The sequence below is a fragment of the Marinobacter sp. SS8-8 genome, assembly GCF_030540945.1.
Classification (GTDB): Bacteria; Pseudomonadota; Gammaproteobacteria; order Pseudomonadales; family Oleiphilaceae; genus Marinobacter.
This window is the reverse complement of sequence record NZ_JASSVN010000028.1, coordinates 1-26,324: the sequence shown is the minus strand read 5'-3', so window position 1 is coordinate 26,324 and position 26,324 is coordinate 1. Positions and strand designations below refer to the sequence as shown.

The window sequence follows — 26,324 nt, the reverse complement described above, 5'->3', positions numbered from 1 at the left end:
TTTTCTTTTGTTTCAATTGCTTGTGACAAAGAATACCATTTTCCGCTGGAGGTTTCCTGCCTGATTACCTCATTTTTTTATTTAATATCAGTGTTTTACGTTTATGGACGGAAACTAACTATCTACAAACTACCTCTGAGCGTCTCTGTCTACCTCGCTGCAGAACCCTGGTATGGCGTATCTTTCCCAAAATGAGCAACCACACCCTTGGCCGTAGTCTGAACCCCCTTGCCCTGCCGCTGAACGGCAGCGCCCTGATCGAAGCCAGTGCCGGTACCGGCAAAACCTTTACCATCGCCATTCTGTATGTGCGCCTGGTTCTGGGCCATGGCCAGACCGAAGACAGCCCACTGCAGAATCTGCTTCCGCCCAACCTGCTGGTGGTTACCTTCACCGAGGCTGCGACCAAAGAGCTGCGAGACCGCATCCGCACCCGGCTGACCCAGGCCGCCGAGGTGTTTTCCGGTGCCCCCGACGAGTCCGATCCGCCAGCCGAAACGGCACTGATTTACCAGCTTCGGAATGAAAGCTACCCGGACCCGGCCACGTGGCCAGACTGCCGCAAGAAGCTGCTGTTGGCCGCCGAATGGATGGACGAAGCGGCGGTGTCCACCATTCACGGCTTCTGCAACCGCATGCTCAGCGAGCACGCCTTTGACAGCGGCAGTCTGTTCAAACTCACCCTGGAAACCGACCAGAGTGAACTGCTGGATGACGCCGCCCGGGATTACTGGCGCACCTTCGTATACCCATTGCCGCCGGCGCTGATGGACGAGGCCCTGAGCCACTGGAAAACCCCGGCCGACCTGCGCAAGGCCGTGCGCAACCTGATCGATGACCCGGACAGCCTGGGCACCCCGCCAGACAACGTGCGTCAGGCCATCAACCAGGTGGCGAGCCTGCGCCTGGAACGGTCTCAGGCACTGAAGGCCCATCCCTGGACCCAATGGCAGGAAGAGGTTACTGAACTGCTGAACGACCTGAACAAGCGCAAGCGGCTCCACGGCGGCAGCAAGAACGCCATGGTGAAAAGCTGGCACACTCTGACTGCCTGGGCTGAATCCGAGGGCCTGTTGCCGGAAGGCCTGGATAAAGCCGGCTTCAAAAACCAGACCCCCGAAGGCCTTGATGACATCCTGAAAGGGAGTGACCCTGCCCCCCATCACCCGGCCTTTGATGTCATCGAAGAACTGATGGCATTCAGCCAGAACCAGCCCAGCGCCAAATCCGACATTTTGCGCCACGCCAGCCACTGGATTGCCGAACGGCTGGAATCGGAAAAGCAGAAACGCTCGGAGATGGGCTTTGATGATCTGCTCACCCGCCTGGATGATGCCTTACACGGCCCTCGGGGCGACCAGTTGGCCGCTACCATCCGCCGCCAGTTCCCGGTGGCTCTGATTGACGAATTTCAGGACACCGACCCCGTGCAGTACCGTATCTTCGACCGGATCTATGACGTGGAAAGCAGTGATCCGGACACCTGCCTGCTGATGATCGGCGATCCGAAACAGGCCATCTACGGCTTCCGCGGTGCCGACATCTACACCTATCTAAAGGCCCGCCAGGGTGTGAAAGAGCGCACCTGGACCCTTGGCACGAACTTCCGTTCCGCCAAACCCATGGTGGCTGCAGTGAACCGGGTGTTTGAACACAGCGACCAGCACAGCCGCGATGGCGCTTTCCTGTTCGGCAAGGGCGATACCTCACCGCTGCGGTTCCAGGGCGTGGCCGCCAACGGAACCGGACGCCTGTGGTCGGTAAACGGCAAAATTCAGCCCAGCCTGGTGTTCTGGACCCACGAATCCGGGGAAGAGGGCAAGGACGGCAACCCGAAAGGCCTGGCCAAAGGCGCCGCCACCGCCGATGTCGCCGAGACCTGCGCCAGCGAAATCGCCCGGCTGCTCACGCTGGGCCAGGCAGGGAAGGCCGGTTTTGCATTGCCGGGTCATCCCGATGACCTGGAACCGGTAACCCCCAAAGACATCGCCATTCTGGTCAACAACCGCAACGAAGCCCGCGCGGTGCGGGACGCCCTGGGCCGCCGGCGCATCAAGAGCGTGTATCTGTCGGACCGGGATTCGGTACTCACCTCACAGGAAGCCAGGGAAATGCTGTGCTGGCTGCGGGCCTTCGCCGAGCCCCGGCAACTGGCCTGCATTCGTGCGGCGCTGGCCACTCCCACCCTGAGCCAGTCCTGGCAGGCCCTGGACCGGTTGCTCACCGACGAGATTGCCCTTGATCAGGAAATCGAACGGTTTATGGGGTATCAGCAGCAGTGGCAGAAGCAGGGTGTTCTGCCCATGCTGCGCAGTTTCCTGATGGATTTCGAAGTTCCGGGCCGGTTGTTGCAACGGCCAGACGGCGAGCGCCGGCTGACCGACATCCTGCACATTGCCGAGTTGCTCCAGCAGGACAGCCTGCAACTGGACGGCGAACATGCCCTGGTTCATCACTACACCCGGATTCTGCGGGCGGCAGACGAGGAAAATGAACACCGAACCCTGCGGCTGGAAAGCGATGCCGGGGTGGTGAAGGTGGTTACCGTGCACAAATCCAAAGGGCTGGAATACCCGCTGGTGTTCCTACCCTTCGGCACCGCCTATCGGGCCCAGAGTGAGAAACAGGCGTTTGTGCGCTACCACGATAAACAGGGCAAACTGGTCACTGTCTTCGACCCGAACGCCGAAGACGTTGCCAGCGCCGATCAGGAGCGTCTGGGCGAGGATATCCGCAAGCTCTACGTCGCCCTGACCCGAGCCCGGTTTGCTACCTGGGTGGGCGCGGCTGCCCTCGACAGCTGGCCGCAAAGTGGCCTGGGTTATCTGATCGCCGGTGAAGCGTCCAATCGGATCACCGACTGCCTGACCCGGCTGGGCGAAGGCCGACCGGAAATTACCGTAACCCCGCTGCCGGAAGCGGAACAGGCTCAATACACCGAACCGGCGCCGGAAGCCCTGGGCCCCGCGTTGGAACCCGTCCATGAGACGAAAGAGGACTGGTGGATTGCCAGTTACTCCACCATCGAATACACCGGCATGGCCGGCACCGGAATTGCCTTCACCGGTGAGGTGGAGGACGCCCAGACCCAAAACCTGCTGGAAGAAAGCACCCAAGAGGAAGGCGAGGAGACCGCGCCAATGCCGGACACCCGCAACCACCACAACTTCCCGAAAGGCGCCGGCCCCGGCACCTTCCTGCATGAACTGCTGGAATGGTGCAGCCAACAGGGCTTCCAGCGGATTGTGGACAACCCACCCAGGCTCCGGGAACAACTCACCCGCCGGTGCAGTACCCGGGGCTGGAACGACTGGGTGGAACCGCTGGAACAATGGTTGCAGTCTTTAATCAGCAGACCAATGCAGCTCCAACGCTCTGGCACTGAAAGCGTGTGCCTGGCTGACCTGGCGACCCTGCGCCCGGAACTGGAATTCTGGTTTGAGAGCCGTAACGTCAGCATCGGCAAACTCGACCAGCTGGTGACCCATTACACCCTGAACGGCGCCGACCGACCGAGGGTAGAGGAGAACCGCTTTAACGGTATGCTCAAGGGTTTTATCGATCTGGTGTTTGAACACAACGGGCAGTATTACGTGCTGGACTACAAATCCAATACCCTGGGCGAGGAAGACAGTGCCTACACGGATCAGGCCATGGGTAACGCCATTCTGAATAAACGCTACGACCTGCAATATGTGCTGTACCTGCTGGCCCTGCACCGGTTGCTGAAGGCCCGGCTGCCCGGTTACAGCTATGACCAGCACATCGGCGGCGCCGTCTACCTGTTCCTGCGGGGGGTCCATTCCGCCAGCGGGGGTGCCTTCACCGACAAACCACCAAGGGAGCTGATCGAACACCTGGATGCCCTGTTTGATGGTGAATCCGTGCCAGGGGGGGTGGCCGCATGAGCCGCACCCGCACTCACACCGACAATACTGAAAACCAGATCGCGCTGGATTTGGGGGATCACACCCCGCCCGCCGCCCCTATGCCCGGCCCGGAAACCAGGGCCGTGGACACCCCTGATTTGCTCATCAGCCTGGATAAAACCGTGGCTCTGCTTAAGCAATGGCAACAGGCGGAATGGCTGCGCCCTCTGGATGTGGGTTTTGCCCGGCTGATGTGTGACCTGTCGCAAGAGCAGGGCGAACGCCCCAATCCACTGGTTCTGCTGCTGGCGGCATTGACCTCCCATCAAGTGGGCCGGGGCCATGTCTGTATTGATCTGGCTAATCTGCTGGCGGACGCAGGCAGTACCCTGTCGCTGCCGCCGGAGGAGCCAGTTGGCGACACCCTCACCCAATCCGAAACCGCTGGGCTGAGCCAGCTGAAACCCGGCGACCTGCTTACGCGGGTTACCCTGGCCGACTGCCAAGCCGCTCTGAACGGTTCTCTGGCAGTTAGTGATGGCTCACTGACTACGCCCCTGGTATTGAACGAGACCCGGCTCTACCTGCGCCGTTTCTGGCGCTATGAGCAGCGCATTGCCAAGGGGATTCAGCAGCGTCTGGCTCTGCCCTTACCCCTGGCGGACCCTGATTCTGCGCAGGCCCGTACCCTGTCGGTCGCCATTGGCCAACTGTTCCAGTCACCGGAACCGGTGGATTACCAGAAACTCGCCTGCGCCCTGGCCGCCCGTAACCGCTTTTCGGTGATCACCGGCGGCCCCGGCACAGGCAAGACGACCACCGTGGTCAATCTGTTGGCGGCGCTGCAGGCAATAGCCGGAGAGTCTCCGGAACGGGCCGGCCGGAAATACCGCATCCGCCTGGCCGCCCCCACCGGCAAGGCGGCCGCCCGCCTGAACGAATCCATCGGCAGCGCCGTCAGTCGCCTGCCATTGGAGCAACTGCCGGGCAACGTGCAGATGGAGGATATTCCCACCAAGGTGACCACCCTGCACCGCCTGCTTGGCAGCCGGCCGGATACCCGCAGGTTCCGCCACAACCGCGACAACCCGTTGCTGGTGGATATTCTGGTGATCGACGAAGCCTCCATGGTGGATGTGGACCTGATGGCCTCGGTGTTCGACGCCCTGCCCGCCAATGCCCAACTGATTCTGCTGGGGGACAAGGAGCAGTTGGCCTCCGTGGATGCCGGTGCGGTCTTGGGTGAACTGTGCCAGCGTGCCCTGAAAGCGCATTACACCCCGAAAACAACCCGATGGCTTGCCACCATCACCGGTGATCAGATTCCAGAGACCCTGACCGATCCGGGCGGCCAGCCCCTGGATCAGGCCGTGGCCATGCTGCGCAAGAGCTACCGGTTCCACGAAGACAGCGGTATCCGGGCTCTCTCGGACGCTGTGAACACCAACGCTCTCGATAGCACAGTGTTACGCCAGATCCGGCAAGCAGAGTTCAAGGATGTGATCTGGCTGAATGGCCACAAAACAAGGCCAGATCCGGAGGAAACACAAGCGCTGATTCACCGCCATGCCATTACCGGCACACCGGATGCCTTCCACAATGCCGGGCAGGGGCGGGTACTGAATAATAAGGAGTTGCCGCCGCCAGTCGGTTATCGCCATTACCTGGAACGGATGCAGGATCATGGCCTGACTGAAACCAGTCCTCGCGAAGACTGGGATGCTCTGGCGATTCAGGTTCTGGAAGCCTTCAACGACTTCCAGATTCTCTGTGCCCTGCGTAAGGGCCCCTGGGGGGTGGAGGGTCTGAACGACCGGGTTGCCCGGCATCTGTTGGCGGAAAAGCTGATCCCCAGAGCGGAAGGCTGGTACGCCGGCCGGCCGGTGTTGGTTACCGGCAACGACTACAATCTGGGTCTGATGAATGGGGATATCGGCATTGCCTTCAACGTGCCCTGGGACAGGACCAAATCCGGTGAACCCAAAGACACGCTGCGGGTCGCCTTTCCCAGCGGCGACGGCACCGGCGGCATCCGCTGGATTTCTCCCAGCCGGCTGCAGCAACTGGAAACCGTGTACGCCATGACCGTGCACAAATCCCAGGGTTCCGAGTTCAACCATACCTGCCTGGTACTGCCCGACCGCCTCAGCCCGGTGCTGACCAGGGAACTGATCTACACCGGCATCACCCGGGCGAAAAACTGGTTCAGCCTGATTACCGGCGACTCTCAGGTTCTGAAAGACAGCGTTGGGCAGCAGGTAATCCGCGCCTCCGGGCTGGCCAGCAGACTCAGCGAGGGCTAGGAGTCTGTGTCGTCGCTACTCCGATGCTGCTGCGCCCACAGATGGGCGTAATGGCCACCGGCAGCCAGCAGCGCGCAGTGGCTGCCACTCTCGACGATCCGGCCGCCATCCATCACCAGGATGGTGTTGGCATCACGGACAGTGGAAAGGCGGTGGGCAATCACCAGCGTCGTCCTTTGCTCGCTGACTTCCTTCAGTGCGCCCAGAATCGCCTGTTCCGACAGCGAATCCAGGGACGATGTAGCCTCATCCAGAATCAGCAACGGCGGGTTCTTGAGAATCACCCGGGCAATGGCCACCCGTTGTTTCTCGCCACCCGATAGTTTCAAACCGCGCTCACCCACTTTGGTTTCATAGCCATCCGGCAGGCTGTGGATAAAATCTTCCAGGTGGGCCAGGCGCGCCGCCCGGTACACCTCTTCTTCGGAAGCTTCCGGTCGGCCATAGGCCAGGTTCCGGTAAAGGGTATCGTTGAACAGCACCGTATCCTGGGGCACCACACCAATGGCCGACCTCAGACTGTCCTGGGTGACCTGGCGGACATCCTGACCATCAATGCGGATTGCCCCCTTATCGACATCGTAGAAACGGAACAGCAGGCGGGCGAGGGTGGACTTGCCGGCACCACTGACGCCGACCACGGCCACCGTATGGCCGGCAGGAATGGAAAAGTTCACATCCTGAAGAATCGGGCGATCCGGGCGATAGGCAAAGTAAATGTGGTCGAAGCGCACCTCAGCGTTATCCACCGCCAGTTTCCCGGCCTCCGGTGCATCCTGAATGACCGGCTCGTCTCCGAGCAGCTTGAACAGCCGCTCGACATTCACCAGCGCCTGACGGATTTCCCGGTAGACAAAACCCAAGGCATTCAGGGGAATGAACAGCTGCAACAGGTAGGCGTTGATCATGGTGAAATCACCGAGGGTAATCGCGCCACTCGCCACTTCCCGCACTGCCATGGCCATGATTACGATCATCGCCAGGCCGATGATCAGCGCCTGGCCCGAGTTCAGGGCCGCCAGTGACAGGCGGTTCTTCAGCCGTGCCTGTTCCCAGTCCTCCAGGTTCAGATCGTACAACTGCGATTCATAACGCTCATTGTTGAAGTATTTGACGGTTTCATAGTTAAGCAGACTGTCTACCGCCCGGGAGTTGGACTGGTTATCCCGGGCATTGGCTTCCCGCACGAACCGGGTGCGCCACTCGGTCACCTTGATGGAAAACACCACGTAGACCACTACGGCGACCATTATGGCCACGACATAGCCCACATTGAACGCCACAAACAGGATGCCGGCGACCAGCAGGATTTCCAGAAGGGTAGGCACAATATTGAACAGGGTAAAGCGCAGCAGGAAGCTGATGCCATTGGTGCCCCGCTCGATATCCCGGGCCAGGCCCCCGGTTTTCCGGTCCAGGTGAAAAGCCAGTTCCCGGTTATGGAGATGCTCGAACACCCGCAGGGACACCCGCCGCATGGCCCGTTCAGCCACCCGGGCGAACACCGCATCCCGCAATTCGCTGAACAGGGTGGCCCCGAAACGCAGGGAACCATAGGCCACCACCAGCACCACAGGAATCCACAGCAGCATGTCTGCCCCGCGGTTCTGGTCCAGGTAGTCAACAATGTATTTCAGGGCGATGGGCGTAGCCACCGTTGCCAGTTTTGCCAGCACCAGCAACGCCAGAGCCAACGCCACCCGGCCCCGGAATTCGGCCAGATAGGGCCAGAGGCCTGAAATGATTTTCCAGTCCGGTTTATGATCTGCCGGGTAATCGTTGTCGGCGTAGGCTCTCAATTCATGTTCCTTCCGCTTCGGAGCAGTCGAGCGCGCGGGTGGAGCGGCTTGCCAGGACACGCTGTAAATACGTCCCTGTACGCTCGGCGAAAGCCATCCCTGGCTTTCGACGGTCCTGGCAAGCCGCTCCACCCGCACGCTCTTGCGTAGCTGTATGATAGGTCTTGTATGGAGTACAAACCGTATTGTTAGCGGAGTCTACAGCACCCCGTATCCAGGAGGCACATCATTAACACTCGTCACCGCAAAGCCCTGAAACTGGTCATCGACTTTATCAGCCCCTATCGCCGGGCTGTCGCCGGTGCCCTGGTGGCGCTGATTTTTACGGCCGGAATTACGCTCGGATTAGGACAGGGTTTACGAATCCTGGTGGATCAGGGACTGGCCACCGAATCCCCCGAGAATCTGGCCAAAGCCATCGGCCTGTTTTTTGTGCTGGTGCTGGGCCTGGCAGTCGGCTCGTTTTCCCGGTTCTATCTGGTGTCCTGGATCGGCGAACGGGTGGTGGCGGATATCCGCAAAAAAGTCTTCAACCACCTGATTGATCTTCATCCGGGCTTTTTCGAGCAGAACCGGGCCCTGGAAATCCAGTCCCGGTTTACCGCCGATACCACCGTGCTGCAGTCAGTGATTGGCTCCACGGTTTCCATTGCGCTGCGCAATGCCCTGATGCTGGTCGGGGGGTTGCTGCTGCTGTTCATCACCAACGCCAAACTGGCGAGTATTATTCTACTGGGCTTCCCGCTGGTGATCGCACCCATCCTGTTCTATGGCCGGCGGGTGCGGGCTCTTTCCCGTTTAAGCCAGGACCGGGTTGCCGATGTCGGCAGCTACGTGGGCGAGAACCTTACCCAGATCAAGACCGTTCAGGCCTTCAACCATCAGCCCCACGACCGCAAGTACTTCTCCGAAGTGTCTGAACGGGCCTTCGAGATCGCCCGTCAGCGTATCCGTCAGCGCGCCTGGCTGACCACACTGGCCATTTCCCTGGTGATGGGCGCTGTGGGCATCGTTATCTGGATAGGGGGCCTGGACGTTATGCACGGCCGGATCAGCCCGGGTGAGCTGGCAGCCTTTGTCTTCTACAGTCTGCTGGTGGGCGTGGCCGCCGGTGCCATCAGTGAGGTGATTGGTGAACTTCAGAGGGCCGCAGGCTCGGCGGCGCGGCTGTTTGAGCTACTGCAAACGGAGCCGGAATTTGTTCGGGAAAATGCGGGCGAAGCCCTTCCGGATCCCATCAAAGGCGAGATCCGCATTGAGCACCTGGGCTTCCGTTACCCCGGGCGTTCGGAACAGCCTGCACTCTCTGACTTTACCCTGGAAGTGAAAGCCGGGGAAACCCTGGCGCTGGTGGGCCCGTCTGGCGCTGGCAAATCGACCCTGTTCGATCTGCTGCTGCATTTTTACCAGCCTGATCAGGGCCGGATCCTGATTGACGGAATGAATACGGCTGACCTGTCCCTGGAATCCTTGCGCCGGTGTTTTGCTCTGGTGCCCCAGAACCCGGCGCTGTTTCATGGCACTGTGGCGGACAACATCCGCTACGCCCGGCCGGATGCAAGCCAGGCCGAAGTGCAACGGGCAGCGCAGATTGCCCACGCCCATGATTTTATCCAGAGCCTGCCCCAGGGCTACGGGACAGCCCTGGGGGATGCCGGCCTGGGATTGTCCGGCGGGCAGAAGCAGCGCCTTGCCATTGCCCGGGCCTTGTTGGCCGATGCCCCGATTCTCCTGCTGGACGAAGCCACCAGTGCCCTGGATGCCGAGAGTGAAAATCTCATTCAGCAAGCCATGCCAGCACTCACAACCGGGCGCACCACGCTGGTGATTGCCCATCGACTGGCGACGGTCAGGGATGCTGATCGCATTGCGGTACTGGATCAGGGCCGCCTGCTGGCCGTGGGTACCCACGGCGAATTAATGCGCCATAATGGTCTCTATCAGCGCCTGGCAAAACTGCAATTCCGGGAAAACGCCGCCTGAGGGCGACAATAGTCGGTTTGTTTCCTGTCACCGTACTACTTACACTGGTAGGTGAAACTTCTGAACCTGAACCCAGGGAGAATGGCAAAGTGAGCAATAAAGAATTGCAGGCACTCAAAGAACGCTACGTTGCTGCGGGCGCGGCAAGTCCCAATGAACAGTTTGCCGACCATGCAACGAATGCGGAACTGTGGGATGCAGACGGCAAACGCATGATCGATTTTGCCGGCGGCATCGGTGTACTTAACATCGGCCACCGCCACCCGAAAGTGGTGGAGGCGGTAAAGGCGCAGCTGGACAAGCTGATGCACACCTGCCAGACGGTGATGCCCTACGAGGGCTACGTAAAGCTGGCGCAGAAGCTCAGCGAAGTGGCTCCGGTCAAGGGCCACGCCAAGGTCATGCTGGCCAACTCCGGTGCGGAAGCCCTGGAAAACGCAATGAAGATCGCCCGGGCAGCCACTGGCAAAACCAACGTGATCTGCTTCGATGGCGGTTACCACGGCCGTACCTTCTACACCATGGCCATGAACGGTAAGGCGGCGCCCTACCAGACCGATTTCGGGCCCATGCCAGGAACGGTTTACCGCGCGCCATACCCGGTGCCGTACCACGGTGTCAGCGAAGACGAAGCACTTCGTGGTTTGAAGATGACCATGAAAGCAGACTCCCCGGCCAACAATACGGCGGCCATCGTGATTGAGCCTGTGCTGGGTGAGGGCGGTTTTTACGCAGCACCGACCAGTTTCCTGAAAGAAATCCGCAAGATCTGCGATGACAACAACATCCTGATGGTTGTGGACGAAGTTCAGAGCGGCTTTGGCCGTACCGGCAAGATGTTTGCCATTGAGCACAGCGGGATTGAGCCCGACCTGATGACCATGGCCAAGAGTATGGCCGACGGCATGCCGATTTCTGCCATCGTGGGCACGGGCAAGCACATGGATGCCTCTGGCCCGAACTCTCTGGGCGGCACCTACACCGGCAGCCCGACCGCCTGTGCCGCGGCTTTGGCGGTGTTCGATGTGTTCAAGGAAGAGGACATCCTTGGCAAGGCCCAGGCACTGGGCGAGAAGCTGAACAAGCGCTTCAGCCAGTGGCAGGAGCAGTTCGAGCATGTGGATAACGTCCGCAACCTCGGCCCCATGGCGGCATTCGAGCTGGTAGAAAGCAAATCCAGCCATACGCCGAAGCCGGAATTGGCGGCTGCGGTGACCAAGAAGGCCAAGGAGAAGGGGCTGATTCTGCTGAGCTGCGGTATGTATGGCAATACCTTGCGGTTCCTGATGCCGGTGACCATCGAGGACGATGTTCTGGAAGAAGGGCTGGCAATTGTTGAGGAAAGCCTTAAGGATGTTGGGGCTTAAACCCCTGTAAACTTTCTGTGAAGATCAAAGCCGGGCCCCGTGGGTCCGGCTTTTTTGCGCTTACCCATGCCTCCGAATTCATCGTATACTGCCCGGAGTTTCTCCGGCAGTGCCGCTCGGCCTGCTGTTGTTTCACCAACCAGGCTAAACCATGACCGCTCCGAGTTCCTCCAACATTCCGGACCACAAACCAAGGCCCTGGGTCGATCTGCTGGTCAGTATCATTATTCCTTCCGTGATCTTGATGAAACTCAGTGGCGATGAGCAGTTGGGCAGTGTGAATGCCTTGCTGATCGGGCTCGCCTTTCCCCTGGGCTGGGGACTGTTCGAGCTGGTCAAGTACCACAAGAAGAATTTTATTGCGGTTCTGGGTCTGATCAGTGTGGGGCTCACAGGGGGTATCGGATTACTGGAGCTGGATGCCGGCTGGCTCGCCATCAAGGAAGCAGCGATTCCTGCCATCATTGGCCTGGCCGTACTGGTATCCACAAGAACCAAGTACCCGCTGGTCCGGACCCTGCTGTATAACCCGAATGTACTGGATGTTGAGAAGATCCAACACTCCCTTGAAGAACACAATCAGGTCGACGAATTCGAGCAACGGCTACAGAAGGCCAGCTACTTTTTTGCAGGCACGTTTCTGTTTTCGTCGATCATGAATTATGTGCTCGCCAAGTGGATCGTGGTCAGCCCCTCCGGAACCGAGGCCTTCAACCAAGAGCTTGGTCAAATGACGCTGGTCAGCTATCCGATAATTGCCATTCCCTCGATGGTGATGATGATACTCATTTTTTACTATCTGTGGCGCACCATTCGCCGACTGACCGGATTTACCCTGGAAGAGGTTATGGCGCCGCATCTTGCTGAAAAGGAAAAGTCCGCCGAATCGACGTCAAGGAAATAGAACAATGCTGATAACGGGAAATCCTGGACGAAAGAAAGCGGCGAAGGTCATCAAACCCTCGCCGCTTTTTTTGTAATCACCAGAACCTGGACGAATCAGATATCCAGGTTGGTAACTTCCAGAGCGTTGGTCTGGATAAAGTTACGCCGTGGCTCCACATCGTCACCCATCAGGGTGGTGAATATCTGGTCGGCCGCGAAGGCATCTTCAATGGTCACTTTCATCATGCGGCGGGTGTCCGGATCCATGGTGGTTTCCCACAGCTGATCCGGGTTCATTTCGCCTAGGCCCTTGTAACGCTGAATGCTCAAGCCACGCTGGGCTTCCTTCATCAACCAGTCCAGGGCGCCTTCAAAAGACAGAACCGGCTGCTTGCGCTCACCACGCTGGATATAGGCGCCTTCTTCAATCAGGCCATCCAGGGTTTCGCCCATTCGGGCAATAGCGCCGTAGGAAGACGACTCAAAGAATTCGTGGCTGAAGACGTGCTCATGGGGAATCCCGTGAACATAGATGGTGACCTTCGGCAGGTGCAGGTCACGCTCGGGATCTTTAGTGACCGAGAATGTGTACTTGGTACCGGTACGGGTATCCAGATCCAGCCCATCGCCCAGGCGTGCGACCCAACGGGTCACCGTTTCTTCATCCTTCAGGTGCTCTGACTTGAGCGTGATGTTCTGAAGCATCTGTTCCAGTACCTTGGCGGGATACGCCCGGGACAGCCTTCCGATCATGGCCATCACGGCCTGATAGTCCTTCACCATGGTTTCCAGCGCGGAGCCCTTGATCGCCGGTGCTTCAGGGTTTACATACAGCTGTGCGCCTTCCAGGGCCGTCTGGGTGAGGTAGGCCTCCTTGGCTTTCTCATCCTTCAGGTACTGTTCCTGTTTACCTCGCTTGACCTTGTACAGGGGCGGCATGGCAATAAAGACATGGCCACGTTCGATGATTTCGCGCATCTGGCGAAACAGGAAGGTCAGCAGCAGGGTACGGATGTGGGAACCGTCCACGTCTGCGTCGGTCATGATGATGATGGAATGGTACCGAAGTTTGTCCGGATTGAACTCCTCCCGGCCGATTCCGCAGCCAAGGGCGGTGATCAGGGTGCCGACCTCTGCAGAGGACAGCATCTTGTCGAACCGGGCTTTCTCCACGTTCAGGATCTTGCCCTTCAACGGCAGGATCGCCTGGGTTTTGCGGTCCCGGCCCTGTTTGGCGCTGCCGCCGGCCGAGTCACCCTCCACAATGTACAATTCTGAAAGTGCCGGATCCTTCTCCTGACAATCCGCCAGTTTTCCGGGCAGGCCGGCAATATCCAGAGCACCCTTGCGACGGGTCATGTCACGAGCCTTGCGCGCCGCTTCACGGGCCCTGGCGGCTTCAATCATCTTGTTGACGATCAGCTTGGCTTCGTTGGGCTGTTCCTGCAGGTAATCGGCGAAGCTCTGATACAGCTCCTGCTCAACCGCCGTTTTCACTTCCGACGACACCAGCTTGTCCTTGGTCTGGGAAGAAAACTTTGGATCTGGGACCTTGACGCTGACAATCGCGGTCAGGCCTTCCCGGGCATCATCACCAGACGTAGCGACCTTGGCTTTCTTACCAAGGCCTTCGTGCTCGATATAGTTGTTCAGGGACCGGGTCAGGGCGGCGCGGAAACCGGCCAGGTGAGTACCACCATCCCGCTGGGGAATGTTGTTGGTGAAACAGTAAAGGTTTTCCTGGAAGGCATCGTTCCACTGCATCGCCACTTCCACGGCGATGCCGTCTTCACGCTCACGGTTGAAGTGAAACACCCGGTTAATCGGCGTTTTGTTGGTGTTCAGATGCTCAACAAAAGCCCGCAAACCGCCTTCGTATTCAAACACTTCTTCTCTGCCACTACGCTCGTCTGTGAGACGAATGCGCACGCCACTGTTCAGGAATGCAAGCTCCCGCAGGCGCTTGGCCAGAATGTCATAGTGGAATTCAATGTGAGTGAAGGTCTCCGGTGACGGAATGAAGTGAACCTTGGTACCGGATGCGTCGGTTTCACCAACGGGGCTCAGAGGGGCGTCGGGCACACCATGGGTGTAGGTTTGCTCGTAGACCTTGCCATCGCGACGGATTGTCAGGGTCAGGGTAGAGGACAAGGCATTAACGACCGATACACCTACACCGTGCAGCCCACCGGAAACCTTGTAGGAATTGTCATCGAATTTACCACCGGCGTGCAAAACCGTCATGATAACTTCGGCTGCGGAGACGCCTTCTTCTTCGTGCAGGTCCACCGGAATACCACGACCATTATCTTTTACCGTTACCGATTCATCGGGGTGAATGACAACGCCGATCTCGGAGCAGTGGCCCGCAAGCGCTTCATCGATGGAGTTATCCACCAATTCAAAAACCATGTGGTGCAGACCAGTGCCATCATCGGTATCACCGATGTACATGCCGGGCCGTTTTCGCACCGCATCCAGTCCCTTCAAGACTTTGATACTGGAGGAATTATAGTTCGATTCACTCATTCGGAAACTCCTGAAGCGTGATAGGCCGGGGCATCTTAGCGTTCCGCACCGGCCTTATTCTTCCGTCAATTTGCCATGTTCCACGTGGAACATTCTGTATTCTGGTGTCTTCCCGTCCAGCCATAGCTGACCGACCCGAGGCCGCTCGATCGACGTAATGAACACCTGGCAGCGCAATGCCTGTAACCTGCTGGCCAACATCGCCCTGTGCCCTTCATCCAACTCGGCATTAATATCGTCAAGCAAAAAGGTGACCTGTTTGCCCATGCCACTCAACACCATGCCTTGGGCAATCTTCATCAAAATAACCAGGGTTTTCTGCTGGCCCCGGGAGAAGGTTTCTGCAACGGGCCGCCCCTGAAACTTCAACCGGATATCTGCGCGGTTGGGCCCATAAAGGGTGTGCCCCATTTTACGCTCCTGCTCACGGTGGCTTACCAGCACGTCCATCAGGGATTGAGTGGTATCCCACCCGGCGTAAAATTCAAGCTTTAGTCCTTCGGTCCACTGGACCTCAACTTCCCTGACCAACGCTTCGAATGCAACCTTGAAGCGCGTAAACGTATTGATTCTGGCGTCATTGATCTGGTCACTCAGGGCAGCGTACTGGCGGTCCCAGACCCGCAATAAGGACTCGTCCAGTCTACCATTTCTGAGCGTTTGATTCCGCTGTGATGTCACTCTCTGACATTGCTGCCACACAGACCCAAATGAAGGTTCCACGTGGAACACTGCCCAATCCAGAAACTGCCTCCGTTTCCCCGGCCCCCCGGCAACGACATCGAACACACCCGGATCAATCACCGATACCGGTAAATGCATTGCAAGCGAGGACAAACTACGAACACCTTCGCCGTCGACCCGCAAGGCCGTTTCTTTTTGCACCACATCGCGTGAGATGCCTAACCGGTGTCCCAGACCCTTGCCGCATTTCCTACCATCGTCCGTCAGCCCGTGATCGAGCCCGCCAAACACCGTGAATCGCTGTTCACCATGACGCACTACCGCCTGATGCCGATTTACCCGGAACGATCTCCCCAACCCCAGATAACCAATAGCTTCCAGAACACTGGTTTTACCACTGCCGTTCTCGCCGTACAGGAGATTAAAGGAAGGAGAAAAAGTCACGGGTGCCGACGACAGGTTGCGGAAGTATTCAGTCTGGAATTTAACCAACGCCATGGGAAGAGAACTCAAAGCGGAATGGAAGGGGCCGGAAAACTGGACCCGTACAATGAAAAAGGCAGCGTTACCCATTCCGAAAACGCTGCCTTAGTGTACAAAAGTCAATGCCTGAAGGCGACCACCGCCTCAATGAAGCATATTCAGCCGCTCATCCATGAACACATCCATTTCCGGCGCGAGGATATGCACATAACGATCAAAGTACAAAAACTGTTTCAGTAACAGGGCAAATTCCCTGGGAAAGTGAAGTCCATGGCTTTCCCCGATTTTAACCATATCCATCAGAATGTGATTTACGTCGTCTTCGGCCTTATCGGCCTCATACGGAACCTCGTCGGGTACCATCTTGTCCATCTGCTGGTAGAGCCGGCGAAGATCGCCGGCAAGCTCGTCCACCCGGACAGTCCGATGAGTGATTCCGATACGGATCATGGCATCCGCCATACCCTCGAAATTTCCAACCATCACCGCAGAAATGAAATCATTGACTGCCTGCCAGGTATCCGGCTTTATCCGGCCGACGATTCCGAAATCGATAAACCCGACCCGACCGTCTTTCAGCACCATCAGGTTTCCGGCATGAACGTCCGCGTGGAAAAATTCACACTGGGTCAGGCTCGCAAACCAGGTGTTCATTGCCGTGATCAACGTACGCTCCGGATCCCGGGCGTAACCCCTTATGCTTTCCAGATCGGTCAATGGCACCCCGTGAAAACGTTCCATGGTCAGAATTCGACGGGTGCTGCAGTGTTCGAAAACCCGGGGGACGGCCGCATCCTCGTTATGAGTATCGTGCAGAAATTCCCGGAACACCCTCAGGTTGTTGGCTTCCTTGATGAAGTCACATTCCTCCATCATGGTCCGCTGGATTTCTTCGACAATGCCGGACATGGAGGTCCAGGACAATTTCGGCGCCAGTGTTTCCAGAATCCGCGCAGATAGGTACAGGAAGTTCAGATCCGTCAGCAGGATGTTCTCAACGCCCGGCTTCTGCACCTTGATGACCACGTCCTCACCGGTTACCAGTCTTGCCGCATGTACCTGCGCAATCGAGGCGGACGCCAGGGCTACAGGATCGATGTCCGAATAGACTTCGTCCAGCGGACGCCCCAGTTCCTCGGCAATGATCTTCCGAATCACGCCAAAGGGGAGGTTTGGGGTCTTATCCAGGCAGTTCTGGAATTCCTCAACATACTCCTCGGGGAAGAACGTCGGTGAGCTGGCGATAAATTGCCCGAGCTTTATGTAGGTGGCACCCAGTGATTCAAATGTCTGCCTCAGCAGCCTGGGTGTCGGGGGACGATCCCCACGAATCCAGTTGATCCCTGTGCGCCCAAGTACCGACACAGTCTGCCCAATCCGAAAAGCTCCCTTGATTCCATTCGTTACGGCACTCATCAATCTCATCCTCCTACAGCCTCATGGGCATAACCACGTAAAGGCAACGGCTATCGTTCTGCGCTTCGATCAAGACGCTGCTGCTGGGGTTGGACAGAGTCATCTTTATCTGGTCCTCGTCCAGCGCGTTCATTACGTCCACCAGATAGCCTACATTAAAACCGATCTGCAGGGATTCGCCTTGATAATCCACGGGCAACGCGTCTTCGGCCTGTTCCTGGTCCGGATTATTGGCAAATACCTGGAGTTCGTTCGGGGCAAGATTCAGGCGCACACCCCGAATGTTCTCGTGAGACAGAATCCCCGCCCGTTGCAGCGTATTCCTGAGCGTGGCGCGGTCTGCCAGTATCACTTTGTCGCCGCCACGGGGAATCACCCGGTTATAGTCCGGAAACCTCCCCTCTATCAGTTTTGAGGTAAAGGTGTAAGCGCCCACCGTCGCACGCAGGTGATTATCGCCAATCACCAGGATGACCGGTGTTTCCACATCCTCAAGCAATCGTGCCAGTTCCAGCACGCCTTTACGGGGCACGATAACCTGGCGAAGTTCCGGACAGTTCGTCGGCAGTTCCAGGTGAGCCATAGCCAGACGGTGACCATCGGTGGCAATCGTGCGCACATGATCCTTGTCCACTTCCAGCAGCAACCCGTTCAGGTAGTAACGAACATCTTGCTGAGCCATGGCAAAGGCCGTTGCGTCCAGCATTCGGCCCAGCTCTTTTTGGGGCAATTCAAGCCGGAAACTCTCCGCTTCGTCTTCCACATTGGGAAAGTGCTCGGCCGGTAACGTCGACAGGGTGAAGTGACTCGCGCCACAGCGCAGATGCAAACGATCACCTTCCAGCGACAGTTCTATCGGTGCCTCATCACCCAGGGCCCTGCAGATGTCGGACAGTTTACGGGCTGGAACAGTAATCCGGCCAGGTTGATCCACATGCACCGGTGTGACCCGGGCAACCAGTTCCACTTCCATGTTGGTCCCGGTCAGGGTCAGGGCATTGTCTTCTGCCGTCAGGAGTACGTTGGACAGCACCGGCATGGTCTGCTTCTTTTCCACGACACCCGCAATGCTTTGCAGCGGGATAAGCAGGGATTCACGGCTGATCATCAGTTTCATGGCACTCAGCTTTCTTTAGGTTGGAAGGGTGAATGTTGTTCGCCAACGCCCGGCATCAGGTAGTCAGCAGTCTCATAAAATTCTGATAATCCTCGCGGATGCCCGGATCGGTCTCCTGCAACTCCACGATTTTCTTGCATGCATGCAGCACAGTAGTGTGATCGCGACCGCCGAAAGCGTCGCCAATCTCCGGGAGGCTGTGATTGGTCAGCTCCTTGGACAGAGACATGGCAACCTGTCGTGGCCGGGTCACTACACGGGTCCGCCGTTTCGACAGCAGATCTGCCACCTTGATCTTGTAATACTCCGCGACGGTGCGCTGAATATTATCAATACTCACCTGCTTTTCATGAAGTGCCAGCAGGTCTTTCAGACTTTCACGGATAAATGGGGGAGTGATTTCCGAACCCGTGAAGTGAGCATTCGCTATCACCAGACGCAGTGCTCCTTCTAGCTCACGAACATTTGATCGGATTTTCTGGGCAATAAAAAAGGCCGCTTCGCTGCTCAGCTTGACGTTGGCCTGCTCCGCCTTCTTCATCAATATGGCCACCCGGGTTTCAAGCTCCGGAGGCTCCACCATGACCGTTAACCCCCAGCCAAACCGGGACTTAAGCCGTTCTTCCATGTCGACGATTTCTTTCGGAAAACGATCACAGGTCACAATGACCTGTTGGCCACCCTCAAGCAACGCGTTGAAAGTATGGAAGAATTCCTCCTGGGAACGCTCCTTGCGGGCAAAAAACTGGATATCATCAATGAGCAGGGCATCCACCGACCGGTAATAACGCTTGAATTCATTTATGGCATTGAGCTGTAACGCCTTGACCATATCGGCCACAAAACGCTCTGACCTGAGGTATGCCACTTTTGCCTTGGGATTGCGACGGACAATCTCGTTCCCGATGGCATGCATCAGGTGGGTTTTACCCAGACCAACGCCACCGTAGAGAAACAGGGGATTGTAGGCGCCACCCGGATTTTCAGCCACCTGCATGGACGCCGCCCGCGCCAACTGGTTGGACTTACCCTCCACAAAGGTTTCAAAGGTGAAGCCTTCATTGAGAAAACTCTGGTGCTTGATATCCCCTTCAATCTGAACCGGCCGGCGCTCACTATAACCTTTGGGTCGCACAGACGTTGATCCGGGCACCGTCGCGGCGACGCCTCTTTCCTCTTCCGTGACCCGACTCCCGGCTTCCTCCAGCACCTGGCCGTTCAGCCGGGCAGGCCTTTCCGAGCGCTTGACCGGGTCACTTTCCCGGGGCGCCGATCCCACCTTCATGTTAACCCGGGGCGCCTGACCACCGTTCAGATCCTTGAGAACCTCTTCAATGCGCCGAAGGTACTTTTCGTTTACCCAATCCATAACAAAGCGATTGGGCGCGAACAACATCAGTTGGCCCTCCCGGTGATCGGATTGCAGGGGCCTGAGCCAGGTATTGAACTGTTGTGCGGGAAACTCGTCCCGAAGTACTTCAAGACATTGATGCCACATACTATTTGGCACGACAGCCTGCTCCCGATAACCCTGAAATATCGCTGAACGGATAAGGGACATCCTGTCCAGAGAGATGACCCCGGATTCTAACCCGCCGGGGCCCGAAGTAAAAGTGCTAAAGCCAGTTCGTTAACAGCCTGTGGAAATTTATTCCCTTATATTTCAATTTTATACAGACTTACCTACAACCTTGTGTACAGAACATTTCCGCTTCCCAGGTTGTGCACAGCCCTGTGTGTACAACCGTGGATGAACCCTGTTAGGAACCATGGGGCACAACCGGGGATAACTCGATCAGATTCGACCACACCGTGTTACCCACAATCCGCCTCGGCGTCGTCCACAGCCCTCAGGGCGCCTTGTCAATACCCTTATAAACTATACAAATAATTGTTTTTTATTACTTATTTTTACTTATCCACAGAAAACGTCGCCTCTAATAACAGTAATAAATTAATCCTTAAAGAAATTCTAAAAACACTTACTGACTTTAATTACCTGGTCGAACCTTTTCCGGTTTTCGCCATCGGCATAACCCCGCAGCAATAAACATTGAATTCCCGCCGCCATTTGCATAAAATGCCGCTCCTGTTTCGGCTGTACAATTTCCGGCCAGTTACTGAATTTCCACCTTACGAATTGTGAGATCATCACCATGAAAAGAACGTTTCAACCAAGCGTCCTGAAGCGTAAGCGCGTTCACGGTTTCCGTGCCCGTATGGCAACTGCCAATGGCCGCAAGGTTATTTCCCGTCGTCGTGCCAAAGGCCGCGCACGTCTGTCCGCGTAAGCTCTGTCCGCCGAATGAAGGCTTTCGGTTTCCCGAAATCAAATCGTCTCCTGCGACCTGCTGATTACGGTAAAGTCTTCAACGACGTGCAGCTGAAAGTTCCACACAGGAATTTTCTGATCCTGGCGACACCGAATACTCTCGGTCACGCCAGGGTTGGTTTGATTTTTTCCAAGAAAAATCTGAAGCTCTCGGTTCAGAGAAACCGGATAAAACGCCAGGTCAGGGAAAGCTTCCGACATCAGACGGAGCTCCCGGGGCTTGATGTTGTGGTACTGGGAAGACAGGGCCTTATTTCCCTGGACAACCCAACTGTTCGCGCATCCATGGACGATCTCTGGCGACGGCTCAGGAAAAAATACACTCAATCTCAGCCATCCCGGGCAGCACCATCGGAGACTCCCGGTCGAGGAACGGGTTAATGCGCAAACTTTTGCTCCTGCCCATCCGCTTCTACCAGTATGCCATCAGTCCCATGATGGCCAGCCATTGCCGCCATTACCCCACCTGCTCACAATATGCCGTTGAAGCCATTGTTCATCATGGCGCCCTGAAAGGGTTATTTCTCGCAATCCGGCGTCTGTTAAGGTGTCACCCCTGGGCGGAAGGCGGGTATGATCCGGTGCCGGGCACGGAAAAGTCCGTGGGCCTGGAATCCGGAACGGCTTGCGTACACCCTGATCATTCCCACACAACAACCCAGACCAGACAGTAACTCTATGGATATTCAACGCATCGTATTATTTGCCGGCCTGGCTATTGTCAGTTATCTGATGGTGCTTGCCTGGAATGAGGATTATTACCAGCGCCCGGAGACCACTCAGGTTTCTCAATCCGCTCCGTCACAAACAACGAATCGCTCAGGCAATGCAGATGATATGGTGCTGCCGGAGGACAATACTGGCTTATCCGCACCCAACCCCGGCTCTGAAGAATTCACCACACCGGAAACCGGAGAGTCCGTTGTCGGCCAGGTTGAGGCCGGCACCACCGTCACCAATCAGTTCGTTAAGGTACGAACTGATGTTTACGAGCTGACCATCGACCGGGTCAGTGGTAATCTGGTTCGCGCCCAGCTTCTGGATTACGACAGGTCACTCCACAGCAAAGAACCTCTGACACTGCTCAATAACACTGAAAACCGGCTGTATGTTCTCGAAAGTGGGCTTATCGGCCGTGACGGCCCGGACAGCCGTAAAAACGGCACGCCCCCGGTGTATCAGACCGAAGCCTCGAGCTATGAACTGGTCGAAGGTGACAATCAGCTTACCGTTGACCTCACCTTCACAACCGACAAGGGCGTCCGGATCATCAAGCGGTATCAGTTCGAGCGCAACAGTTACGAAATTGCTGTGAAATACCTGGTTGAAAACCAGTCCAGTGAGAACTGGCAGGCCAATTTTACCGGAAAAATTGTACGTGACCAGTCTCCCGACCCCACCTCCCAGGCCAGCATGGGCATCAAGGCCTTCCTCGGTCTGGTTGTCAGTTCTCCGGAGGATCCGTACCAGAAATTCAAATTCGACGATCTTCAGGAAAACCAGCTCAACCAGTCCGTCACCAACGGCTGGCTCGCCTTCCTCCAGCACTACTTCATTTCCGCGTGGGTTCCCGAGCGTGATCAGGTTGCCCAGTTCCAGACGACCCGTCGCGGGCCCTATTACGTAATGGGCTTTGTCTACCCGGCGACAACCGTTGAGCCTGGCCAAACCGCTGAAATCGGTGCCCGTGCCTACGTTGGGCCTAAAGTTATTGATCGTCTGGAAAACATAGCGCCCAATCTGGATCGCACTGTCGACTTCGGCTGGCTGTTCTTTATTTCCCTGCCACTGTTCGTCATCCTGGAGTGGTTTTACAGCATTGTCGGAAACTGGGGTGTCTCCATTATCCTGCTGACCGTTCTGGTGAAAGCTGTGTTCTTCCACCTGTCCGCCACCAGCTACAAATCCATGGCCAAAATGCGTGCAGTGGCGCCGCAACTGACCCGGCTCAAGGAACTCTATGGCGATGATCGCCAGCGCATGTCCCAGGAAATGATGGCACTGTACAAGCGGGAAAAGATCAACCCGCTGGGTGGCTGCCTGCCAATCCTGGTGCAGATGCCGGTGTTCATATCCCTGTACTGGGTTCTGTTTGAGAGTGTACAACTGCGACATGCCCCGTTCGTGCTATGGATCAATGACCTTTCCCAAATGGATCCGTACTTCATTCTGCCAATCCTGATGGGCGCAAGCATGTTCCTGCAGATGCACCTGAACCCGACGCCACCGGATCCGATGCAGGCCAAGATCATGAAGCTGATGCCGCTGGTCTTTACCGTGTTCTTCCTGTGGTTCCCGGCAGGTCTGGTACTGTACTGGCTGACAAACAACATTCTGTCGATCAGTCAGCAGTGGTATATTACCCGCAAGATTGAAGCAGAGACGGCAGCCAAAAAGCACTGACCCGTGCACTCAATCTGATCCAAACAGAGGCTCCGCGAAGGGGCCTCTGTTGTTTCGGCCCCGAGGAACAACCCACATGAGCCAGAGTTCTGACACCATCGCCGCCATTGCCACAGCACCCGGCCAGGCCGGTGTTGGCATTGTCCGGGTATCCGGCCCGAAGGCTTCGGAGATTGCCGGACAGATATTGGGTTTCCGCCCCAAACCACGCTATGCCCATTACGGCCCCTTCCTGGACAGCGACGGGGCACTGATCGATGAGGGAATAGGACTGTTTTTCCCCAATCCCCACTCCTTTACCGGGGAGGACGTGTTCGAGTTGCAGGGCCATGGCGGCACGGTGATTCTGGATCTCCTGCTCCGTGAAGTCTGTAGCCTGGGCGCAAGACTGGCGAGGCCCGGTGAATTCTCCGAGCGGGCGTTCCTGAACGACAAGCTGGATCTGGCCCAGGCCGAGGCTGTCGCTGATCTAATCGAGAGCAGTTCGGAACAGGCCGCCCGCTGTGCCGTGCGTTCCATGCAGGGGGTATTTTCCCGGCAGATTGAAGACCTGATGGACGCGGTCACCCACCTGCGGATTTACGTTGAGGCGGCCATCGATTTTCCGGAAGAGGAAATTGATTTCCTCGCCGATGGCAAGGTGGCCCATGACCTTCAGGCCCTGCGTGACCGGCTTGAGCGGATTCTTGCCGACGCCCAGCAGGGCACCCTATTACGGGATGGTATGAAAGTGGTGATTGCCGGCCGGCCAAACGCGGGCAAATCCAGTCTGCTCAACGCCCTAGCCGGTCGCGAAGCGGCGATTGTTACGGCCATTGAAGGCACCACCCGGGATGTCCTCAGGGAACATATCCACATCGATGGCATGCCGCTGCACATCATTGATACCGCTGGCCTGAGGGACAGCCCGGATGAAGTGGAACAGATCGGGATTGCCCGGGCGTGGGATGAGATCCGTCAGGCTGATCGCATCCTGCTGATGGTGGATGCAACCACCACCGATAAAACCGAGCCCCATGAAATCTGGCCGGATTTTATCGACCGGTTGCCAGCGAACGCTCCGGTCACGGTCATCCGTAACAAGGTGGACCTTTCCGGCGAAGGGATTGGTATCAGCGCGGAGCTTCACCAGAGTGCTCCGGTCATCCGTCTGGCAGCGAAATCCGCCGGAGGGCTTGAGATTCTCCGGGGCCATCTCAAGCAATGCATGGGGTTTGCCAGTACCACCGAAGGCGGATTCCTAGCCCGTCGCCGGCATCTGGATGCCCTTGAGAGAGCTCTGGAATTGCTGGTCCGGGGCCAGGGCCAACTCGAGGGCTTCGGTGCCGGTGAATTGCTGGCCGAAGACTTGCGCGCTGCCCAGGATGCCCTGGGCGAGATTACCGGCCACCTGACACCCGATGAATTGTTGGGCAAGATTTTCAGCAGTTTCTGTATCGGGAAGTAAAACGGCCAAAAAGATCGAAAAGCATCCAATTAAATACAAATAAGCTATTGTTTTATAAAGAATTTTATTCTATTTCTTTGCAGGCAGTTTGATCCGTTTTGCCCCCTCTTGCTCCGTGTGTGCTCCGAGTATAAGTTTTCGGAGCACTCGGAGCACAAAAGGAGCAAAACATGAAAATCACTATCCAGAAACGCGAACCAGACAAGAACGGCCACCGTGCCTTGCGACTGGTCTACTATCACGGTTCCAAGACGGGTCAGAACGGTTCTCGGGCGCAGAAGCGCTCATATGAGCCCCTGAACCTTTTCCTCTACGACAAACCCCGCCTTCCGGCGGAGCGTGAGCACAACAAGACCGTGAATCAGAAGGCTGAGGCCATCCGGGCAAAGCGGCTGTTGGAAATCGAGTCGTCACGACATGGATTGGATGATCGGACCAAGCTGTCTGCCAGCTTCTTCGATTACTTCGACCAGTTGACCGACGAGAAGGCTTCCGGGAGCAAATCCAACCATTCGATCTGGATCTCCACCCGTCATCACCTGCACCGCTACCATGGCTTGTCTGAACTGACCTTTGAACAAGTCGATAAGCGATTTCTGGAGGGGTTCCTGCACTACCTTCAGCATGAAGCCACCACCAAATCCGGTACCAAACTGGCCAAGAACACGACCAGCAGTTACTTCAACAAGGTTCGCGCTGCGCTCAACCAGGCCTATCGGGACGGCATTGTCCGCGACAACCCGGTTCAACAGGTTAAGTCCATCAAGCCGGAGAACACTAAACGAACGTATTTGACCCTGGAAGAGGTCCGGGCACTAACCAAAGCCGAATGCCGATATGACGTGCTGCGGCGCGCGTTCCTGTTTTCCTGCACCACCGGCCTGCGCTGGTCAGACATCCACAAGCTGGTCTGGGGTGAGATTGAAGAATTCGCCGATGGGCATTACCGCATTATTTTCCGGCAGAAGAAGCTGGTGAATGCCGGAAACTCATTGCAATACCTTGATCTTCCAGATTCAGCGGTGAGACTGTTGAATCTGGAGAATCGCGGAAAGCCAGGTGATCGCGTATTCAAGGGTCTCAAGTATGACTCTTATACCAACGTTGCGTTGGCACAATGGGTCATGCGGGCGGGTATCACCAAGAGTGTGACTTTCCATGCCGGACGGCATACATTTGCAGTGAATCAACTGGCTAGGGGTGTAGATATCTACTCGCTGTCCCGGCTTCTGGGCCATAGTGAGCTGCGAACCACCGAAATCTATGCGGACATACTCGAAACTCGCCGCACAGAGGCCATGAGGAGTTTTCCTGACATATTTAGGGAGACACTGGACGGAGTTGGGGAATGTGCAGCCTAAGTGATGAGAGGGGCTTTCACAGCCCCTCTTTCCTCCTGCCCCACGTCAAACACTCCGCCGTCCTGGTCTTCGGTGGCTCACCAGGTGCTGAGCAGCCGACTGCTCGATCTCGTCCGCCGTCGCGATCCGGTTGGACTGGAGCCACTTCAAGATGTCTGCGCGGCGAAAGAAAATCCGGTGACCATTTGGCTTGAAATGCGGGATCTTCTTTTGGGAGGTTAGCTGGTTTCCGTCCATAAACGTAAAACACTGATATTAAATAAAAAAATGAGGTAATCAGGCAGGAAACCTCCAGCGGAAAATGGTATTCTTTGTCACAAGCAATTGAAACAAAAGAAAAAACCAG

The 26,324-nt window shown here is 56.8% G+C and carries 19 protein-coding genes; 12 read left to right on the top strand and 7 right to left on the bottom strand.

The window, feature by feature from the left end; translation table 11 throughout:
• The 3 genes from QPL96_RS18380 to recD form a co-directional block, all read left to right on the top strand.
• Window positions 1-195: hypothetical protein (locus QPL96_RS18380; protein ID WP_303288742.1), on the top strand; the 195-nt coding region annotated here is incomplete at its 5' end.
• Entirely contained in the window at window positions 192-3,908 is a 3,717-nt protein-coding gene (gene recB / locus QPL96_RS18375; RefSeq protein WP_303288741.1) for an exodeoxyribonuclease V subunit beta, read from the top strand. The genes QPL96_RS18380 and recB, both read left to right, overlap by 4 nt.
• Window positions 3,905-6,172, top strand: a complete 2,268-nt coding sequence (gene recD / locus QPL96_RS18370; RefSeq protein WP_303288740.1) for an exodeoxyribonuclease V subunit alpha — start codon at window positions 3,905-3,907, stop codon at window positions 6,170-6,172. The genes recB and recD overlap by 4 nt, the downstream gene beginning before the upstream one ends.
• Here the strand turns inward: recD and QPL96_RS18365 are convergent.
• Window positions 6,169-7,971 (bottom strand): ABC transporter ATP-binding protein/permease, encoded by a 1,803-nt coding sequence (locus tag QPL96_RS18365; RefSeq protein WP_303288739.1) that lies wholly within the window; start codon window positions 7,969-7,971, stop codon window positions 6,169-6,171. The genes recD and QPL96_RS18365 overlap by 4 nt on opposite strands.
• Window positions 7,972-8,223: 252 nt before the next feature.
• Here QPL96_RS18365 and QPL96_RS18360 point away from each other — a divergent pair, with 252 nt between their 5' ends.
• From QPL96_RS18360 to QPL96_RS18350, 3 genes are all read left to right on the top strand, one after another.
• Entirely contained in the window at window positions 8,224-9,954 is a 1,731-nt protein-coding gene (locus QPL96_RS18360) for an ABC transporter transmembrane domain-containing protein (protein WP_303288743.1), read from the top strand.
• A gap of 89 nt (window positions 9,955-10,043) precedes the next feature.
• Window positions 10,044-11,321, top strand: a complete 1,278-nt coding sequence (gene gabT, locus QPL96_RS18355) for a 4-aminobutyrate--2-oxoglutarate transaminase (protein WP_303288738.1) — start codon at window positions 10,044-10,046, stop codon at window positions 11,319-11,321.
• Between the two features lie 151 nt (window positions 11,322-11,472).
• The gene (locus QPL96_RS18350) at window positions 11,473-12,225 is read left to right on the top strand and encodes a VC0807 family protein (protein ID WP_303288737.1); all 753 of its coding nucleotides are present in this window, start codon (window positions 11,473-11,475) and stop codon (window positions 12,223-12,225) included.
• A gap of 95 nt (window positions 12,226-12,320) precedes the next feature.
• Here the strand turns inward: QPL96_RS18350 and gyrB are convergent, their stop codons facing one another.
• The 5 genes from gyrB to dnaA all read right to left on the bottom strand — a co-directional run bounded on the left by gyrB (window position 12,321) and on the right by dnaA (window position 19,945).
• Window positions 12,321-14,735, bottom strand: a complete 2,415-nt coding sequence (gene gyrB, locus QPL96_RS18345) for a DNA topoisomerase (ATP-hydrolyzing) subunit B (RefSeq protein ID WP_303288736.1) — start codon at window positions 14,733-14,735, stop codon at window positions 12,321-12,323.
• A gap of 54 nt (window positions 14,736-14,789) precedes the next feature.
• A complete protein-coding gene (recF, locus tag QPL96_RS18340) occupies window positions 14,790-15,917 on the bottom strand; it encodes a DNA replication/repair protein RecF (protein WP_303288735.1) in 1,128 nt (375 codons plus the stop codon).
• Window positions 15,918-16,046: 129 nt separating this feature from the next.
• The gene (locus tag QPL96_RS18335) at window positions 16,047-17,318 is read right to left on the bottom strand and encodes an AarF/ABC1/UbiB kinase family protein (RefSeq protein WP_303288734.1); all 1,272 of its coding nucleotides are present in this window, start codon (window positions 17,316-17,318) and stop codon (window positions 16,047-16,049) included.
• Window positions 17,319-17,331: 13 nt separating this feature from the next.
• Window positions 17,332-18,435 carry a DNA polymerase III subunit beta gene (gene dnaN / locus QPL96_RS18330; protein ID WP_303288733.1) on the bottom strand — a complete coding sequence of 368 codons (1,104 nt, stop codon included), beginning with the start codon at window positions 18,433-18,435 and terminating at the stop codon, window positions 17,332-17,334.
• A 55-nt stretch (window positions 18,436-18,490) separates the two neighbouring features.
• A complete protein-coding gene (dnaA, locus tag QPL96_RS18325; protein ID WP_303288732.1) occupies window positions 18,491-19,945 on the bottom strand; it encodes a chromosomal replication initiator protein DnaA in 1,455 nt (484 codons plus the stop codon).
• A gap of 646 nt (window positions 19,946-20,591) precedes the next feature.
• On the opposite strand from dnaA, the gene rpmH reads away from it, so the two are divergent.
• The 6 genes from rpmH to QPL96_RS18295 all read left to right on the top strand — a co-directional run bounded on the left by rpmH (window position 20,592) and on the right by QPL96_RS18295 (window position 25,978).
• Window positions 20,592-20,726, top strand: a complete 135-nt coding sequence (rpmH, locus tag QPL96_RS18320; protein ID WP_008172542.1) for a 50S ribosomal protein L34 — start codon at window positions 20,592-20,594, stop codon at window positions 20,724-20,726.
• A 14-nt stretch (window positions 20,727-20,740) separates the two neighbouring features.
• On the top strand, window positions 20,741-21,148 hold the full coding sequence (gene rnpA, locus QPL96_RS18315; protein ID WP_303288731.1) for a ribonuclease P protein component: 408 nt from the start codon (window positions 20,741-20,743) through the stop codon (window positions 21,146-21,148).
• Complete coding sequence (gene yidD, locus QPL96_RS18310; protein WP_303288730.1) at window positions 21,148-21,441, top strand: membrane protein insertion efficiency factor YidD; 294 nt, start codon at window positions 21,148-21,150, stop codon at window positions 21,439-21,441. The genes rnpA and yidD overlap by 1 nt, the downstream gene beginning before the upstream one ends.
• 4 nt (window positions 21,442-21,445) lie before the next feature.
• Window positions 21,446-23,170: a membrane protein insertase YidC gene (gene yidC, locus QPL96_RS18305; protein ID WP_303288729.1), complete on the top strand. Its 1,725-nt coding sequence runs from the start codon at window positions 21,446-21,448 to the stop codon at window positions 23,168-23,170.
• Between the two features lie 76 nt (window positions 23,171-23,246).
• The gene (gene mnmE / locus QPL96_RS18300) at window positions 23,247-24,617 is read left to right on the top strand and encodes a tRNA uridine-5-carboxymethylaminomethyl(34) synthesis GTPase MnmE (RefSeq protein ID WP_303288728.1); all 1,371 of its coding nucleotides are present in this window, start codon (window positions 23,247-23,249) and stop codon (window positions 24,615-24,617) included.
• Window positions 24,618-24,787: 170 nt separating this feature from the next.
• Window positions 24,788-25,978: a site-specific integrase gene (locus tag QPL96_RS18295; RefSeq protein ID WP_303288727.1), complete on the top strand. Its 1,191-nt coding sequence runs from the start codon at window positions 24,788-24,790 to the stop codon at window positions 25,976-25,978.
• A gap of 45 nt (window positions 25,979-26,023) precedes the next feature.
• Here QPL96_RS18295 and QPL96_RS19515 read toward each other — a convergent pair whose 3' ends face one another.
• Entirely contained in the window at window positions 26,024-26,215 is a 192-nt protein-coding gene (locus QPL96_RS19515; RefSeq protein WP_368388925.1) for a helix-turn-helix domain-containing protein, read from the bottom strand.
• Window positions 26,216-26,324 lie beyond the last annotated feature (109 nt).

Bases quoted from the DNA above. Each gene is read 5' to 3' on its own strand.
- QPL96_RS18335 (WP_303288734.1), bottom strand. From the start codon at position 17,318: ATGAGTGCCGTAACGAATGGAATCAAGGGAGCTTTTCGGATTGGGCAG.
- recF (WP_303288735.1), bottom strand. From the start codon at position 15,917: ATGGCGTTGGTTAAATTCCAGACTGAATACTTCCGCAACCTGTCGTCG.
- recD (WP_303288740.1), top strand. From the start codon at position 3,905: ATGAGCCGCACCCGCACTCACACCGACAATACTGAAAACCAGATCGCG.
- QPL96_RS19515 (WP_368388925.1), bottom strand. From the start codon at position 26,215: ATGGACGGAAACCAGCTAACCTCCCAAAAGAAGATCCCGCATTTCAAG.
- mnmE (WP_303288728.1), top strand. From the start codon at position 23,247: ATGAGCCAGAGTTCTGACACCATCGCCGCCATTGCCACAGCACCCGGC.
- QPL96_RS18350 (WP_303288737.1), top strand. From the start codon at position 11,473: ATGACCGCTCCGAGTTCCTCCAACATTCCGGACCACAAACCAAGGCCC.
- dnaN (WP_303288733.1), bottom strand. From the start codon at position 18,435: ATGAAACTGATGATCAGCCGTGAATCCCTGCTTATCCCGCTGCAAAGC.
- recB (WP_303288741.1), top strand. From the start codon at position 192: ATGAGCAACCACACCCTTGGCCGTAGTCTGAACCCCCTTGCCCTGCCG.
- QPL96_RS18295 (WP_303288727.1), top strand. From the start codon at position 24,788: ATGAAAATCACTATCCAGAAACGCGAACCAGACAAGAACGGCCACCGT.
- yidD (WP_303288730.1), top strand. From the start codon at position 21,148: ATGCGCAAACTTTTGCTCCTGCCCATCCGCTTCTACCAGTATGCCATC.
- yidC (WP_303288729.1), top strand. From the start codon at position 21,446: ATGGATATTCAACGCATCGTATTATTTGCCGGCCTGGCTATTGTCAGT.
- rpmH (WP_008172542.1), top strand. From the start codon at position 20,592: ATGAAAAGAACGTTTCAACCAAGCGTCCTGAAGCGTAAGCGCGTTCAC.
- rnpA (WP_303288731.1), top strand. From the start codon at position 20,741: ATGAAGGCTTTCGGTTTCCCGAAATCAAATCGTCTCCTGCGACCTGCT.
- gyrB (WP_303288736.1), bottom strand. From the start codon at position 14,735: ATGAGTGAATCGAACTATAATTCCTCCAGTATCAAAGTCTTGAAGGGA.